At 58.5% G+C, this 13,218-nt stretch carries 20 protein-coding genes; 17 read left to right on the forward strand and 3 right to left on the reverse strand.

Features of this window, described 5'->3' with window-relative positions:
* Positions 1 to 14: 14 nt before the first annotated feature.
* Positions 15 to 401: a hypothetical protein gene (locus U5L73_RS05980; protein WP_322561490.1), complete on the forward strand. Its 387-nt coding sequence runs from the start codon at positions 15 to 17 to the stop codon at positions 399 to 401.
* A 164-nt stretch (positions 402 to 565) separates the two neighbouring features.
* On the opposite strand, the gene U5L73_RS05985 is transcribed toward U5L73_RS05980, so the two are convergent.
* Positions 566 to 985 (reverse strand): hypothetical protein, encoded by a 420-nt coding sequence (locus U5L73_RS05985; RefSeq protein WP_322561491.1) that lies wholly within the window; start codon positions 983 to 985, stop codon positions 566 to 568.
* A 295-nt stretch (positions 986 to 1,280) separates the two neighbouring features.
* Between U5L73_RS05985 and U5L73_RS05990 the strand changes: the two genes are divergently transcribed.
* The 14 genes from U5L73_RS05990 (at position 1,281) to tatC (ending at position 9,213) form a co-directional block, all read left to right on the forward strand.
* Positions 1,281 to 1,505 carry a CopG family transcriptional regulator gene (locus U5L73_RS05990; protein WP_322561492.1) on the forward strand — a complete coding sequence of 75 codons (225 nt, stop codon included), beginning with the start codon at positions 1,281 to 1,283 and terminating at the stop codon, positions 1,503 to 1,505.
* A complete protein-coding gene (locus U5L73_RS05995) occupies positions 1,498 to 1,962 on the forward strand; it encodes a PIN domain-containing protein (protein WP_322561493.1) in 465 nt (154 codons plus the stop codon). Before U5L73_RS05990 ends, U5L73_RS05995 begins: the two co-directional genes overlap by 8 nt.
* Positions 1,963 to 2,011: 49 nt before the next feature.
* Positions 2,012 to 3,142, forward strand: a complete 1,131-nt coding sequence (hisC, locus tag U5L73_RS06000; RefSeq protein ID WP_322561936.1) for a histidinol-phosphate transaminase — start codon at positions 2,012 to 2,014, stop codon at positions 3,140 to 3,142.
* A gap of 35 nt (positions 3,143 to 3,177) precedes the next feature.
* Positions 3,178 to 3,771, forward strand: a complete 594-nt coding sequence (gene hisB, locus U5L73_RS06005) for an imidazoleglycerol-phosphate dehydratase HisB (protein WP_322561937.1) — start codon at positions 3,178 to 3,180, stop codon at positions 3,769 to 3,771.
* Entirely contained in the window at positions 3,771 to 4,421 is a 651-nt protein-coding gene (hisH, locus tag U5L73_RS06010; RefSeq protein WP_322561494.1) for an imidazole glycerol phosphate synthase subunit HisH, read from the forward strand. Before hisB ends, hisH begins: the two co-directional genes overlap by 1 nt.
* Before the next feature lie 68 nt (positions 4,422 to 4,489).
* Complete coding sequence (hisA, locus tag U5L73_RS06015) at positions 4,490 to 5,230, forward strand: 1-(5-phosphoribosyl)-5-[(5-phosphoribosylamino)methylideneamino]imidazole-4-carboxamide isomerase (RefSeq protein ID WP_322561495.1); 741 nt, start codon at positions 4,490 to 4,492, stop codon at positions 5,228 to 5,230.
* Positions 5,230 to 6,009, forward strand: a complete 780-nt coding sequence (gene hisF, locus U5L73_RS06020) for an imidazole glycerol phosphate synthase subunit HisF (RefSeq protein ID WP_322561496.1) — start codon at positions 5,230 to 5,232, stop codon at positions 6,007 to 6,009. Before hisA ends, hisF begins: the two co-directional genes overlap by 1 nt.
* A 59-nt stretch (positions 6,010 to 6,068) precedes the next feature.
* On the forward strand, positions 6,069 to 6,482 hold the full coding sequence (hisI, locus tag U5L73_RS06025) for a phosphoribosyl-AMP cyclohydrolase (protein ID WP_322561497.1): 414 nt from the start codon (positions 6,069 to 6,071) through the stop codon (positions 6,480 to 6,482).
* A 16-nt stretch (positions 6,483 to 6,498) separates the two neighbouring features.
* Entirely contained in the window at positions 6,499 to 6,879 is a 381-nt protein-coding gene (locus U5L73_RS06030; RefSeq protein WP_322561498.1) for a phosphoribosyl-ATP diphosphatase, read from the forward strand.
* Positions 6,880 to 6,890: 11 nt separating this feature from the next.
* A complete protein-coding gene (locus tag U5L73_RS06035; protein ID WP_322561499.1) occupies positions 6,891 to 7,292 on the forward strand; it encodes a hypothetical protein in 402 nt (133 codons plus the stop codon).
* On the forward strand, positions 7,289 to 7,666 hold the full coding sequence (locus U5L73_RS06040; RefSeq protein ID WP_322561500.1) for a histidine triad nucleotide-binding protein: 378 nt from the start codon (positions 7,289 to 7,291) through the stop codon (positions 7,664 to 7,666). Before U5L73_RS06035 ends, U5L73_RS06040 begins: the two co-directional genes overlap by 4 nt.
* Positions 7,667 to 7,714: 48 nt before the next feature.
* A complete protein-coding gene (tatA, locus tag U5L73_RS06045) occupies positions 7,715 to 7,951 on the forward strand; it encodes a Sec-independent protein translocase subunit TatA (protein WP_322561501.1) in 237 nt (78 codons plus the stop codon).
* An 11-nt stretch (positions 7,952 to 7,962) separates the two neighbouring features.
* The gene (tatB, locus tag U5L73_RS06050) at positions 7,963 to 8,406 is read left to right on the forward strand and encodes a Sec-independent protein translocase protein TatB (RefSeq protein ID WP_322561502.1); all 444 of its coding nucleotides are present in this window, start codon (positions 7,963 to 7,965) and stop codon (positions 8,404 to 8,406) included.
* A 21-nt stretch (positions 8,407 to 8,427) separates the two neighbouring features.
* On the forward strand, positions 8,428 to 9,213 hold the full coding sequence (gene tatC / locus U5L73_RS06055; RefSeq protein ID WP_322561503.1) for a twin-arginine translocase subunit TatC: 786 nt from the start codon (positions 8,428 to 8,430) through the stop codon (positions 9,211 to 9,213).
* A gap of 52 nt (positions 9,214 to 9,265) precedes the next feature.
* Here tatC and U5L73_RS06060 read toward each other — a convergent pair whose 3' ends face one another.
* Complete coding sequence (locus U5L73_RS06060; protein ID WP_322561504.1) at positions 9,266 to 10,408, reverse strand: S1C family serine protease; 1,143 nt, start codon at positions 10,406 to 10,408, stop codon at positions 9,266 to 9,268.
* A gap of 470 nt (positions 10,409 to 10,878) precedes the next feature.
* Here U5L73_RS06060 and U5L73_RS06065 point away from each other — a divergent pair, with 470 nt between their 5' ends.
* The gene (locus U5L73_RS06065; protein WP_322561505.1) at positions 10,879 to 11,631 is read left to right on the forward strand and encodes a Nif3-like dinuclear metal center hexameric protein; all 753 of its coding nucleotides are present in this window, start codon (positions 10,879 to 10,881) and stop codon (positions 11,629 to 11,631) included.
* Positions 11,628 to 12,674: a 4-hydroxythreonine-4-phosphate dehydrogenase PdxA gene (pdxA, locus tag U5L73_RS06070; protein WP_322561506.1), complete on the forward strand. Its 1,047-nt coding sequence runs from the start codon at positions 11,628 to 11,630 to the stop codon at positions 12,672 to 12,674. Before U5L73_RS06065 ends, pdxA begins: the two co-directional genes overlap by 4 nt.
* Positions 12,675 to 12,743: 69 nt before the next feature.
* Here pdxA and mscL read toward each other — a convergent pair whose 3' ends face one another.
* Positions 12,744 to 13,172: a large conductance mechanosensitive channel protein MscL gene (mscL, locus tag U5L73_RS06075; RefSeq protein ID WP_322561507.1), complete on the reverse strand. Its 429-nt coding sequence runs from the start codon at positions 13,170 to 13,172 to the stop codon at positions 12,744 to 12,746.
* Positions 13,173 to 13,218: the final 46 nt, after the last annotated feature.

Here is a 13,218-nt window from a genome sequence, read left to right on the forward strand (position 1 = left end):
GACGACCAAGCCCTATGCGCACCACACTTCACACCCTCAAGACCTTCCCCCCGCTGCGGCAAGCGGCAGCCATCTTCGCGCTGTGCCTCGCCGCAGCTTCCACGGCCCAGGCAATGACCATCCGCGAAATGCGGGCCTTGGAAAAGACCGAAAAGCAAGGCAGCACCTACACCGACTATTACCTGGTCGGCGTCATGGAAGGTGCGCTAGAGGCCCACGCCCAAGCCGTGCGTGCCGGAGCACCCGCCAGCATCTGCCTCAACGGCCGCAGGCTGGAGCCCAGCATGGCCAAAAACATCTACACCACCGAACTCAAACGCAACGCCGACCTGTATGAGGCCGATTTCCCGGTGCAGTTGGTGTTGGTGAATGCGCTGGGGACGGTTTATCCCTGCCTCTGAAGTTGCGTTTTTGCTATTCATTTAGGAGCGTGTTGCGCATATTTCGAGAGGGTTAAGAGTCAATATGATTGAGACTTGAATCCAGTGGGTATGTCGACGCGCTCCACCACAGTGGGAGCCCGGCGATTTGACGATGCGCCACGATACGGATTCCAGCGCGCAGCTTAAAGAGATTTTTCGGGAGTGTGTCTGAGGCGACTGACCGCAAAAACGAGTGAAGTCACGCACCATAGGACGAGAAACAGGTTACTCACCATCGCGTCGTGGCCGCCCTCGCCATCCACAAAGAACCACTGTTGAATCAGTGGTGGCGGTGTTGGATACCACCAGCCGAGGCGCATCGCGCCCCACCAGAACCACAAGTAGACCAGCGAGTAGCACGTGATGGTTGTCAACCCGTAAGCAAGCCACAGGCGCTGGAGTGCCGCGTGCTGGGTCGAGGTTGCTACCGCCAGAAAGAACACGGTCCCGACAGCAAGCGCCAGTGCATCATGTTGGTGCGGGTAAGGTTCGATACCCGCCATCACGCAGCCGAAGAGCAGGGCTATCGCCAGGGTTGTGATGCGTCGGGTCCATGCAGTCATGAATCACAAGAGGTCGTGGAGATCTCTACGCCGCCGTAACAAGGGCTAGCCCATTGGGTCATCAAATACGACGTAAGCGCAGGCTGAATAAGCGCGAGCTGCTTCGAAATAGATAGCAAAAGCGCCTCCTGGGAAGTAGGTGCAAGGTTGTACCCGGATTTGCCATCTCCTACGTGGTGGCAGGCTGGCTTTACCGACGGCCTTGCCGACAAACTATGCCAAAGCAAGACCTGGATTTTTGGGGTAATTCACACGAATCTCGTGCAACACGAATTTCGTGTAAACTGCTTTCGTCATGAAAAACGTCACCATCACCGTCGAAGACGCCACCCTGGAATGGGTGCGGATCGAGGCGGCGCGCCGCAACACCAGTGTGTCGCGCTTGGTGGGTGAAATGCTCACCGACAAGATGCAGCACGACGACGCTTACGCCCGCGCCCAGCGCGACTGGGTGGCGGATACCTCCAGCTTCAGCTCGGGTGGCAAGAGTTATCCCACACGGGATTTGAACAATGGCTAGCCCGCTCGACACCTCCGGTGCCATCGTCTTTGTGGACACCAACGTGCTGTTAGCCGCTGACGATGCGTTTGATTCCGCCCGCCAAGCCCGTGTGCGCGAATGGCTGCAGGCCTTGTGGCAGCGCAGGGCAGGGCGCATTAGCACTCAGGTGCTTAACGCCTATTACGTGGGCGCCACCCGCCACTTCGCCATGCCGCAGGGCGATGCGCGCGCCAAGCTGCGCCGCTACCAGCTCTGGCAGCCTTGGCAGATCGACCACCAGACGGTGGAAACCGCTTGGGGCGTGGAAGCCCGCTTCGGCCTGCCGTATTGGGATGCACTGGTGGTTGCCGCTGCCGCGCAGAGCGGGGCCAGCCATGTGCTGTCGTTGGACCTGCAACACGGCCAGCAGATGGACGGCATCACCATCTTGAACCCTTTGCAAGCCACGCCTGCCGACTTGGCGCTGGCCGACTAGTTTTTTTGAAAGCCATTGCATGACTCCCTCTGCTGATACCTCTGCCGACATGGCTGCTGACGTTCAGGCGCTGATTGCGCGCCGCATCCGCCAGGATGTGCAGAGCATGCACGCCTACGCCATTCAAGACTCCAAGGGCATGGTCAAGCTCGACGCCATGGAGAACCCGTTTTCGTTGCCAGCCCACCTGCAGCAGGCCCTGGGCCAGCGGCTTGGCGCGCTGGCACTGAACCGCTACCCCGATGGCCGTGTGAATGATTTGCGCACCGCACTCGCCGCGTATGCTGGCATGCCGGCCGGCCACGACATCATGCTGGGCAATGGCTCGGACGAGTTGATCAGCCTGCTCTCTATGGCCTGCGACGTGCCTGCCCAACCCGGCGAGGCCCGCCCTGTGGTGCTGGCACCCACGCCCGGCTTTGTGATGTACGCCATGAGCGCCCAGTTGCAAGGGCTGGACTTTGTGGGTGTGCCGCTCACCGAAGACTTTGCCCTCGACGTGCCCGCGATGGTGCAGGCCATCACCGAGAAACAGCCCGCCATCGTGTATCTGGCCTACCCTAATAACCCCACTGCCAATTTGTGGGACGAGGCCGACATGGCCACCGTGATCGCCGCCGCCAAGCAGGCCGGCAGCATTGTGGCGGTGGACGAGGCCTACCAGCCGTTTTCTAGCCGCACCTACATGGAGGTGATCCGCGCCAACCCAGCCGCTCACAGCCATGTGGTGCTGATGCGCACCCTGAGCAAGTTTGGCCTAGCCGGTGTGCGCCTGGGCTATATGACCGGCCCCGCCGCCCTGATAGGCCAGATTGACAAGGTGCGCCCACCCTACAACATCAGCGTGCTGAACTACGAGTGCGCCTTGTTCGCCTTGGAGTATCAAGAGGCTTTTGCGGCGCAAGCCCAAGAGATATGTGCGCAGCGCGCTACGCTTTTAGGAGCGTTGCGCGCCATGCCCCGCGTGAAAGCGTGGGACAGCGATGCCAATATGGTGTTGGTGCGCTTTGCCGGCGCGGACGATGCTGCCCAAAAAGTCTTCGATGGTTTGAAGGCGCGCGGGGTGCTGGTTAAGAACGTTTCTAAAATGCACCCATTGCTGGCCCGCTGCTTGCGTTTGACCGTCGGCACCGCCGAAGAAAACGCCCGTCTGATTCAGGCCTTGCAGGAAACCTTATGAGCACCAATTACCCGATCACCGAAGTCCCCGCTGCCATGCCCGCACGCATTGCCGAAGTGTCCCGCAACACGGCGGAGACCAAAATCCGCGTGCGCGTGAACCTAGACGGCACGGGCGTGAGCCGCCTGAACACTGGCATTGGCTTTTTCGACCACATGCTCGACCAGATTGCCCGCCACGGGCTGATCGACCTCGACATCGAAGCCGAAGGCGACCTGCATATTGACGGCCACCACACCGTGGAAGACGTGGGCATCACCCTCGGGCAGGCGTTTGCCAAGGCCGTGGGCGACAAAAAAGGCATTCGCCGCTACGGCCACGCCTATGTGCCGCTGGATGAAGCTTTGAGCCGGGTAGTGATCGACTTTTCGGGTCGCCCGCAGCTGGAGATGGATGTGCCCTTCAAGAGCGGCATGATCGGCGCGTTTGACACGCAGTTGACCCACGAGTTTTTTCAGGGTTTTGTGAACCACGCGCTGGTGACTTTGCATATTGACAACATCAAGGGCGAAAACGCCCACCACCAGGCCGAAACCGTGTTCAAAGCCTTCGCCCGCGCCTTGCGCGCTGCGCTGGAATTTGATCCTCGCGCACTGGGTGTTATCCCGTCCACCAAAGGATCGCTCTGATGAAAAAGGTCGCTGTCGTTGACTACGGCATGGGCAACTTGCGCTCAGTGACCCAGGCAGTGATGCATGTTGCCGAGGGCACGGGTGTCGAGGTCGTCTGGGCCCGCACCCCGCAAGAAGTCATGGACGCCGAGCGTGTCGTATTGCCAGGGCAGGGCGCCATGCGGGATTGCATGCGCGAGTTGCACGACTCCGGTATGTTCGATGCCGTGATGCACGCAGCCGCTCACAAGCCACTCATGGGCGTGTGTGTGGGCATGCAAATGCTGCTGGACCACTCGCAAGAGCAAGATACGCCGTCGCTGGGCCTGATTCCCGGCGAGGTGATCAAGTTTGAGCTGGCAGGGCAGATTCAGCCCGATGGCAGCCGTTACAAAGTGCCCCAAATGGGCTGGAATCAGGTTTGGCAGACCGCAGAGCCCCGGCACCCCGTCTGGGGTGAGGTGCCTGACGGCAGCTACTTCTACTTTGTGCACAGCTACTACGCCCAACCGTCGGATGCGCGCCACAGCGTGGGCGAGACCGAATACGGCCAGCGCTTCTCTTGCGCTATTGCGCGTGATAATATTTTCGCGACGCAATTCCATCCTGAGAAAAGCGCCGAACATGGTTTAGCCCTGTATCGCAATTTCCTGCACTGGAACCCTTGATTCTTCATCCTTGCCGCACCTCTGCATTTGGCAAAGCGACCTCTTTTTTCCTCCAACCCTGAAGCACCATGCTTTTAATTCCTGCGATTGACCTCAAAGACGGCCACTGCGTTCGCCTCAAACAAGGCGATATGGACCAATCCACCACTTTCGGCGAAGACCCTGCGGTCATGGCCCGAAGCTGGGTTGACAAGGGCGCGCGCCGCCTGCACCTCGTAGATTTGAATGGCGCGTTTGCGGGCCATCCCAAGAACGAGGTGGCGATTCGCAAGATCTTGAAGGAAGTGGGCGGCGAGATTGATGTGCAGCTGGGTGGCGGTATCCGCGATCTGGACACCATCGAGCGCTACCTGGATGCGGGCTTGCGCTACGTCATCATCGGTACCGCAGCGGTCAAGAACCCCGGCTTTTTGCAGGACGCTTGCACCGCGTTTGGCGGTCACATCATCGTGGGCTTGGATGCCCGCGACGGCAAAGTGGCCACCGACGGTTGGAGCAAGCTCACCCGCCACGATGTGATCGACCTCGGCAAAAAGTTTGAAGACTACGGCGTCGAGGGCATCATCTACACCGATATCGGCCGCGACGGCATGCTCACGGGCATCAACATTGACGCCACCGTCAAGCTCGCCCAAGCCCTCACCATTCCCGTCATCGCCTCTGGCGGCTTGTCCAATATGGCGGACATCGAAGCCCTGTGCGCTGTGGAAGACGAAGGTGTGGAAGGTGTGATCTGCGGCCGCGCCATCTACAGCGGTGACCTGGACTTTGCTGCTGCACAGACCCGCGCCGACGAGCTCAACGGCTGATGCTAGCCAAACGCATCATTCCTTGTCTGGACGTAACCGGTGGTCGCGTCGTCAAGGGCGTGAACTTTGTCGAGCTGCGTGACGCTGGCGACCCGGTAGAAATTGCTGCGCGTTACAACGACCAGGGTGCTGACGAACTCACTTTCCTCGATATCACTGCCACCAGCGATGGGCGGGATTTGATTCTGCACATCATCGAGGCGGTGGCTTCGCAAGTGTTCATTCCGCTCACCGTCGGTGGCGGGGTGCGTGTGGTAGACGATGTGCGTCGCCTGCTCAATGCCGGTGCTGACAAAGTCAGCTTCAACTCGGCGGCCTTGGCCAATCCGCAGGTCATTGAGGACGCATCGCTCAAATACGGCTCGCAGGCGATTGTGGTGGCGATTGACGCCAAGCGCCGCTCGGCTGAAGACGCCGCCACCCGTGGCGCCGGCTGGGACGTGTACAGCCATGGCGGCCGCAAAAACACCGGCTTGGATGCCGTGGTGTGGGCCACCGAAATGGCGCGTCGTGGTGCGGGTGAGATTTTGCTTACCAGCATGGACCGCGACGGCACCAAGAGCGGTTTTGACCTGGCGCTGACCCGCGCGGTGGCAGACGCCATCAGCGTGCCGGTGATTGCCAGCGGTGGCGTAGGCAACCTGGACCATCTGGCCGATGGCGTGCAGCAGGGTGGGGCGGACGCCGTGTTGGCGGCCAGCATCTTTCACTACGGTGAATACACCGTGGGCCAAGCCAAGGCCCGCATGGCCGAGCGGGGAATTCCTGTCCGGATTTAAGCCTTTTTGGCCTCTAGCCCTCGTGACTATTGCGCGAGTAGCTATTAAAAAAGTAGCAAATGGAATCTCAAACTACCCATCCAGTCAGCTGGATCAAGCACATCCGTTGGGACTCCAAAGGCTTGGTGCCTGTCATTGCGCAAGAGCACACCACGGGGGATGTGTTGATGTTTGCCTGGATGAACCGGGAGGCCCTGCAAAAAACCGTAGAGCTCGGGCAGGCGGTGTATTTCAGCCGCTCGCGTGACAAGCTCTGGTTCAAGGGCGAGGAGTCCGGCCATGTGCAGAAAGTCCATGAAATCCGCATGGACTGTGACAGTGACGTTATCTTGCTCAAAGTGACCCAGTTGGGCCACGAGCCGGGGATTGCCTGCCACACCGGTCGTCACAGCTGTTTCTTCAGTGTGCTGAAGGACGGCGTGTGGGCGGCGGTGGACCCGGTGCTCAAAGACCCTGAATCCATTTACAAGTAAAGCGCGTATTCACACCATGCAGGACACACTCACCTCCCAAGACGCACTGGCGCATTTGGCCGCTGTCATTGAAAGCCGCAAAGCCGCCAACGGGGGTGACCCCGAGGCCAGCTATGTGGCTCGCCTTCTGCACAAAGGCCCCGACGCCTTTTTGAAGAAAATCGGCGAAGAGGCCACCGAAGTGGTGCTCGCCGCCAAAGACGCCGACCACGGTGGTGACAAAAACAAAATCGTCTACGAAATGGCGGACCTGTGGTTCCACAGCATGGTGGCCCTGGCCCACTATGGTCTGAGCCCAGCTGACGTCATTGCTGAGCTGGAGCGCCGCCTAGGCACCAGTGGCTTGGAAGAAAAGGCCTTGCGCAAGGCCGTGGCCCGCGAAGCCGAGTCGAAGTAAGGAGCCAAGCCATGAGCCAGGACTTTACGACGCCCGCCACGCCAGATCAAGCCTTGTTGCTCAAGCTGCAAGGTCTCAACACGGTGGGGACGATCAGCTATGTGCTCCACCTCATTGTGACCGTCGCTGCATTTATTCCTGGTGGGCAGTTCGGTATGACCTTGTTGGTCGTAGCCTTGATACTGGATCTGGTCAAGCGCGATGACGCAGCCGGTACGTGGCATGCATCCCATTTCCGCTGGCGTATCCGTTCCGTTATTTTTGCGGGGCTGGCCTACGCGCTGACCTTCCCTTTGTTCTTTTTGTTCTACTTTCCCGGGGCTATTGCCTGGGCTGTCATATCGTTGTGGTTTCTCTACCGTATCGTGACAGGCTTTATGGCTATGAACAAAGGTCAGGAGATCGGTGCATGAGCGAGCACACCCATCACGCCCACGATGCGAATTGCATTTTTTGCAAGATCGTGGCTAAGCAGATCCCGTCCAAGGCAGTGTATGAGGATGAGCATGTCTATGCCTTCCATGACATCAATCCCTGGGCGCCGGTTCACTTTTTGCTGATTCCTAAAGCGCATATTCCCAGCATGGCGCACATCACGGCGGAGCATGGTGCCCTGATGGCGCACATGATGGCCCTGGTGCCGCAGTTGGCTTTGAAAGAGGGTTGCAACCCCTATCCGGAAGGTGGCTACCGTTTGGTCACCAACACTGGGGTAGAGGGGGGCCAAGAGGTTCATCACTTGCATTTTCATGTCATGGGTGGTCCGCGCCCTTGGCTGAGAGGTTAGTCGCCCCGGGTGGGCGACTAGAATTCAATTTATCCTTAGGAGTACATCATGGGTTCTTTTTCTATCTGGCACTGGTTAATCGTTCTGTTGATCGTGGTGATGGTGTTCGGCACCAAAAAGCTCAAGAACATGGGCTCTGATTTGGGTGGGGCCGTGAAGGGCTTCAAAGACGGCATGAAAGACGGCACTGCACCGGCAGCGGACGACAAAGCCACTCCTGCACAGCAAGTGGCTAACGCCTCTGAAAAAACCACGATCGACGTGGAAGCTAAACAAAAAAACTGAGCTAGTCCTGCGTGATTGATCTCGGAATTTCCAAAATGGCGCTGATCGGCGCGGTGGCGCTGATCGTCATCGGGCCGGAGAAGCTGCCGCGGGTAGCCCGCACGGTGGGTGCCTTGCTCGGCAAGGCACAACGCTATGTGTCGGATGTGAAGGCTGAGGTCAACCGGTCGATGGACCTGGACGAGTTGAAGAAAATGCGCGAAACCGTCGAAGGTGCCGCGCGTGATGTCGAGAACTCTATCCAAACCACAGCGTCTGACTTTGAAAACACTTGGTCAGCCACCACCGATGCGGCGCTGGCGTCTGAGCCTCCAAGCTACAAGCATCCCAATAAGAATTGGCGCCTGAAGCAGGGGGCCATGCCGCAGTGGTACAAGGCCCGCAACGGGGTGCGCACACGTGCTCTCTCGGGCGCTGCACGTGTGGCCCGCTTCCGTCCCCCACGCGCCCGTTGATCGGCGCACAACACTTTCGCCATGTCTACTGAAAATCAACCGCAAGACGAGCTTGCCGGAACCGAGCAGCCGTTCGTCCAGCATTTGATGGAGTTGCGTGACCGTTTGGTCAAAGCCGCCATTGCAGTGGGCATCGCCATGGCTGTGTTGGCGCTGTACCCGGGTCCGGCCGCGTTGTATGACTTCTTGGCTCAGCCTTTGATAGCCTCTTTGCCGGAGGGCGGCAAGCTGATTGCGACCTCGGTGATTTCGCCATTCCTAGTGCCTCTCAAGATCATGCTGATGACGGCATTCCTGATTGCGCTACCGGTGGTGCTGTGGCAGTTGTGGGCATTTGTGGCGCCCGGCCTCTACAGCCATGAGAAGAAATTGGTCTTGCCGCTGGTGGTGTCCAGCACAGTGCTGTTCTTTATCGGCGTGGCGTTTTGTTACTTCTTTGTTTTCGGGCAAGTGTTCAAGTTCATCCAAAGCTTTGCGCCCAAAAGCATTGCCGCGACTCCGGATATTGAGGCGTATTTGGACTTTGTCCTGTCTATGTTCTTGGCCTTCGGTTTGGCGTTTGAGGTGCCCATCGTGGTGGTCGTGCTGGCGCGTATGGGGATCGTATCTATCGAAAAGCTCAAGGCTTTCCGCAGCTACTTCATCGTGCTCGCCTTCGTGATCGCTGCGATCGTGACTCCGCCGGATGTGGTGTCCCAGCTGGCTTTAGCGATCCCGATGTGTATCTTGTATGAAATCGGTATTTGGGCTGCGCAGATTTTTATCAAGCACACCCAGGCCCCTGCGGAAGAATCAAAGTCCGCCTGAGTCAGGCCACGCTCCAAAAGCCAGCCCCCGCCTTTGTGCGGGGGTTTTGCTTTCAGCGCTTGACCGCTTTGGGCTTGGGTCGTACGCCAGGGGTGAGCTTCAGGTTCACCTGAGCTTCTTTGCGCTGAACCACAAAAGCCGATTCGATACCGGGCTTGAGCGAAGACACCAGAGCCAGCAACTGGGTGACATCTCGAACGGGCGTCCCGCCTATGCTTACGATCACATCGCCCGGCCGGATGCCCGCTTGAGCGGCAGGCCCGTTTTGCAGCACGCCAGTGATGATCACCCCCTCTTGGGCCTTCACATCAAAGGTTTCAGCCAGCTCGGGAGAGAGGTCGTTAGGTTCCACACCGATCCAGCCACGGGTGACCTTGCCGTCTTTCACAATGTCTTCGAGCACTTGCTTGGCGGTCGTCACCGGTATGGCAAAACCGATGCCCATGCTGCCACCCGAGCGGGAATAGATAGCGGTGTTAATGCCCAGCAGGTTGCCGTTGGTGTCCACTAAAGCGCCGCCCGAGTTGCCAGGGTTGATCGCTGCATCGGTTTGGATAAAGTTTTCAAAGGTGTTGATGCCCAACTGGTTACGCCCCAGTGCGCTCACGATTCCGCTGGTCACCGTCTGCCCGACGCCAAACGGGTTGCCGATGGCCAAAACCTGGTCGCCCACACGCAGGGCATCTGCATTGCCCAGCACGATGGTGGGCAGCTTGTCTAGCTCTACTTTCAATACTGCGAGGTCGCTATCGGGATCCGTGCCGATGACTTTGGCGACGGATTTTCGCCCGTCATTGAGGACGACCTCGATCTCGTCTGCTTCTTCGATCACATGGTTGTTGGTGAGGATGTAGCCCTGCGGGCTGACAATCACTCCACTACCCAAGCCGCCCTGAGGCTCATCGCTCTGGTCGCCGTAGAAGAACTTAAACCAGGGGTCATCGGCATTGGGGTGCTGCGCCGCTGCTTTGCTGGTGGCGATACTGACCACTGCAGACGAAGCCACTTGCGCTGCCATTCGCAAGCTGCCGGGAGGAATTTCCCCCGCTGGCGGAGCGGGTGACTCAAACATCGAGATGACACCACGGCTGCTGGTGCCGGCGCTGATCCACTGGGGCTTTAACGTCGCAACTACAAAATACGTTGCCAGCAATACGGTGCACGTTTGAGAGAACAGCAACCAAAGTCTTTTCATGAAATCACTCTGCAAAGGGCACACACCAGCTGGTGCCACGTGCAAATTGTAGGCTGCTAAGCTGTGCGCTGCTGCACGGACTATGACCGACTCTTACCGCACCATTCTGATCCAGCCGGACGCGCCTCTCAAACCGAATTGGGGGGCTGCGTGCAATGGTTGCGGCGTTTGCTGCTTGGCGGAGCCATGCCCTGTAGGTGTGGTGCTCAGCCGGCGCCACAAGGGAGCTTGCGTGGCCTTGCAATGGGACAGCGTGTCGCGGCGGTACCGCTGTGGTGCAGTAGCTAACCCTCAGGCGATGCTTGTGCGCGTATGGCCGGCTGTCTGGTGGCCGGTACGCAGTGGGTTCGCCTTCTTGCTTGGCAAGATGGCCTCGCGTTGGATCGCCGCTGGGCAGGGGTGCGACAGTAGCCTCGAGCCGGTATCGCCCTCAGAGACAATAGTCAATAAAAACGAGTGCCCGACACACCATGATTGATCGCCAACAGCTCATCCAAACTCTTCAAACACTGCTCCAACCGGAGCGGTTCAAGGATTATTGTCACAACGGCCTACAGGTCGAAGGACGCACCGATATCAGACACTTGGTCAGCGGGGTGACAGCCAGCGAGGCGCTCATTCAAGCAGCAATTGATCAAAAAGCGGACGCAGTTTTGGTGCACCACGGTTTGTTCTGGAAGGGGTTTGATGGCCAGGTGAGCGGTTGGATGCGAAAACGCTTGGGCCTGTTAATTACCCACAACATCAACCTGCTGGCCTACCACCTGCCGCTGGATGCCCACCCCGAACTCGGAAACAACGCGCAGCTGGGTAAACGGCTTGGGTTGGACACGCAGGCCACCTTCGGAGAACAAGCGCTAGGGCTTTTAGGCGCTGCGTCAACTCCCTGGGAGAGCGATGCAGCGCTCGCGGCGCATATCGAAATCGTATTGGGCCGCAGCGTGACTTGTGTCTCCGGATTTTCGGGGCCTGTCACCAAAGTGGCTTGGTGTACCGGTGGGGCACAGAGTTACTTTGAGCCAGCCATTGCCGCCGGGGCGCAGGTTTTCATCACAGGCGAAATTTCAGAGCCTCAGGCCCACTACGCACGCGAGTGCGGCGTGTCGTACATTGCCTGCGGGCACCATGCCAGCGAGCGCTATGGTGCTCAGGCGGTAGGAGCCTGGGTGGCTGAGCAGCATGGTTTAACCCATACCTTCATCGATATCCCGAATCCGGCATGACAACTCCTTGGATAGCCATCACCCTCGGCGACGCTGCCGGAATCGGGCCCGAAATCATTGCGCGGTGTTACCAACAGGCGCCAGCGCTGATGCGGAACTGTTTTGTTGCTGGGGACGTGCAAGCCATGCGGCGCGCCGGCCGTTTGGTAGCGGGGGGCGGATTGGCGGCACCCATCGCAGTCCTGACCACAATCGGCGACATGGATCGCATTCCACCCGGGTGTATTCCTGTGCTCCAGGTCGGTCCGGCGCTCCCTGAGGTGCCCTATGGCGTGGTGAGTGCGGTAGCGGGTGAGTTCGCCGGCCGATGCGTCGTCTGGGCGGCAGATGCGGCTTTGCGTGGAGATATCGCGGCCTTAGTAACGGCGCCCTTGCACAAAGAAGCGATGAGTGCGGCAGGTGCGCCTTACAACGCCTATCCCGGGCACACCGAGTTGCTGCAGGCGCGTGCCGCTAATGCCCGCGGGCTCTCAATTGACGAGATGCCAGTGCGGATGATGTTGGCCAACCATGAGTTACGAACGGTGCTGGTCAGCATCCATGTGTCTCTCCGGCAGGCGTTGGAAGCGATCACTTTCGACAACATCGTCGACACGCTGAGAATTACCCGTGTCGCTCTGCGAAATGCATTGGGCCGTGAGCCCCGAATTGCTGTCGCGGGTTTGAACCCGCATGCGGGGGAGGGCGGTCTGTTTGGGGAAGAGGAGACCGAAATTATCGAACCTGCGATTGCGGCGGTCGGGTCTGAGGGGGCGGATGTCTACGGCCCTATTGCACCCGATACTGTTTTTATGCGCGCAAGGAATACAGGCGACCACCCCGGTGAATTTGATGTGGTGGTGGCGATGTACCACGACCAAGGGCTCATCCCGGTCAAATACTTGGGAGTGGAGCAAGGTGTGAATGTGACCCTAGGCTTGCCACTGGTGCGTACCAGCCCGGATCATGGCACTGCGTTTGATATTGCGGGCCGCGGTGTTGCAGACTACCGAAGCCTGTTAGAGGCGGTTGATACTGCACAGCGGCTCGTAAAAATCGACTGAGTACGCACCTAGCGCTCTTGCATAAGGCAGGACTTGCTATTAAAAATATAGCAAATCCTGCTTCCAAATTTACTTCTTCAGGCTGTCGCGGATTTCACGCAACAACAACACGTCTTCCGAAGTAACCGCAGGCGCAGGTGCCGCAGCCGGGGCCTCTTTCTTCATGCGGTTGATTTGCTTGATCATCAAGAAGATGATGAAAGCCAAGATCGCGAAGTTCACTGCGACGGTGATGAAGTTGCCGTAAGCAAAAACCGGCACGCCTGCTTTTTTGAGTGCATCCAGAGTGGTGCCCGTGCCGGGAGGAATGCTTCCCAAGACTACAAAAAGGTTGGAAAAATCAAGTTTGCCAACGACAGCACCGATCAAAGGCATGATCAAGTCGCCTACCACCGAGTCGACAATCTTGCCGAACGCTCCACCAATGATCACACCGACTGCCAAGTCGACCACATTACCTTTGACGGCGAACTCTTTGAATTCTTGCAGCATGCCCATGGGATAACTCTCCTTAATTGATAAAAGCGCTAGTATCCCCGAAATC

Origin of the sequence: Rhodoferax sp. (genome assembly GCF_034520025.1) — a bacterium.
Classification (GTDB): domain Bacteria; phylum Pseudomonadota; class Gammaproteobacteria; order Burkholderiales; family Burkholderiaceae_C; genus Allorhodoferax.

What these genes read in the sequence shown, in the direction of transcription:
- U5L73_RS05980 (WP_322561490.1), top strand. Translation starts at nt 15, where the DNA reads ATGCGCACCACACTTCACACCCTCAAGACCTTCCCCCCGCTGCGGCAA.
- U5L73_RS05985 (WP_322561491.1), bottom strand. Translation starts at nt 985, where the DNA reads ATGACTGCATGGACCCGACGCATCACAACCCTGGCGATAGCCCTGCTC.
- U5L73_RS05990 (WP_322561492.1), top strand. Translation starts at nt 1,281, where the DNA reads ATGAAAAACGTCACCATCACCGTCGAAGACGCCACCCTGGAATGGGTG.
- U5L73_RS05995 (WP_322561493.1), top strand. Translation starts at nt 1,498, where the DNA reads ATGGCTAGCCCGCTCGACACCTCCGGTGCCATCGTCTTTGTGGACACC.
- hisC (WP_322561936.1), top strand. Translation starts at nt 2,012, where the DNA reads ATGGCTGCTGACGTTCAGGCGCTGATTGCGCGCCGCATCCGCCAGGAT.
- hisB (WP_322561937.1), top strand. Translation starts at nt 3,178, where the DNA reads ATGCCCGCACGCATTGCCGAAGTGTCCCGCAACACGGCGGAGACCAAA.
- hisH (WP_322561494.1), top strand. Translation starts at nt 3,771, where the DNA reads ATGAAAAAGGTCGCTGTCGTTGACTACGGCATGGGCAACTTGCGCTCA.
- hisA (WP_322561495.1), top strand. Translation starts at nt 4,490, where the DNA reads ATGCTTTTAATTCCTGCGATTGACCTCAAAGACGGCCACTGCGTTCGC.
- hisF (WP_322561496.1), top strand. Translation starts at nt 5,230, where the DNA reads ATGCTAGCCAAACGCATCATTCCTTGTCTGGACGTAACCGGTGGTCGC.
- hisI (WP_322561497.1), top strand. Translation starts at nt 6,069, where the DNA reads ATGGAATCTCAAACTACCCATCCAGTCAGCTGGATCAAGCACATCCGT.
- U5L73_RS06030 (WP_322561498.1), top strand. Translation starts at nt 6,499, where the DNA reads ATGCAGGACACACTCACCTCCCAAGACGCACTGGCGCATTTGGCCGCT.
- U5L73_RS06035 (WP_322561499.1), top strand. Translation starts at nt 6,891, where the DNA reads ATGAGCCAGGACTTTACGACGCCCGCCACGCCAGATCAAGCCTTGTTG.
- U5L73_RS06040 (WP_322561500.1), top strand. Translation starts at nt 7,289, where the DNA reads ATGAGCGAGCACACCCATCACGCCCACGATGCGAATTGCATTTTTTGC.
- tatA (WP_322561501.1), top strand. Translation starts at nt 7,715, where the DNA reads ATGGGTTCTTTTTCTATCTGGCACTGGTTAATCGTTCTGTTGATCGTG.
- tatC (WP_322561503.1), top strand. Translation starts at nt 8,428, where the DNA reads ATGTCTACTGAAAATCAACCGCAAGACGAGCTTGCCGGAACCGAGCAG.
- U5L73_RS06060 (WP_322561504.1), bottom strand. Translation starts at nt 10,408, where the DNA reads ATGAAAAGACTTTGGTTGCTGTTCTCTCAAACGTGCACCGTATTGCTG.
- U5L73_RS06065 (WP_322561505.1), top strand. Translation starts at nt 10,879, where the DNA reads ATGATTGATCGCCAACAGCTCATCCAAACTCTTCAAACACTGCTCCAA.
- pdxA (WP_322561506.1), top strand. Translation starts at nt 11,628, where the DNA reads ATGACAACTCCTTGGATAGCCATCACCCTCGGCGACGCTGCCGGAATC.
- mscL (WP_322561507.1), bottom strand. Translation starts at nt 13,172, where the DNA reads ATGGGCATGCTGCAAGAATTCAAAGAGTTCGCCGTCAAAGGTAATGTG.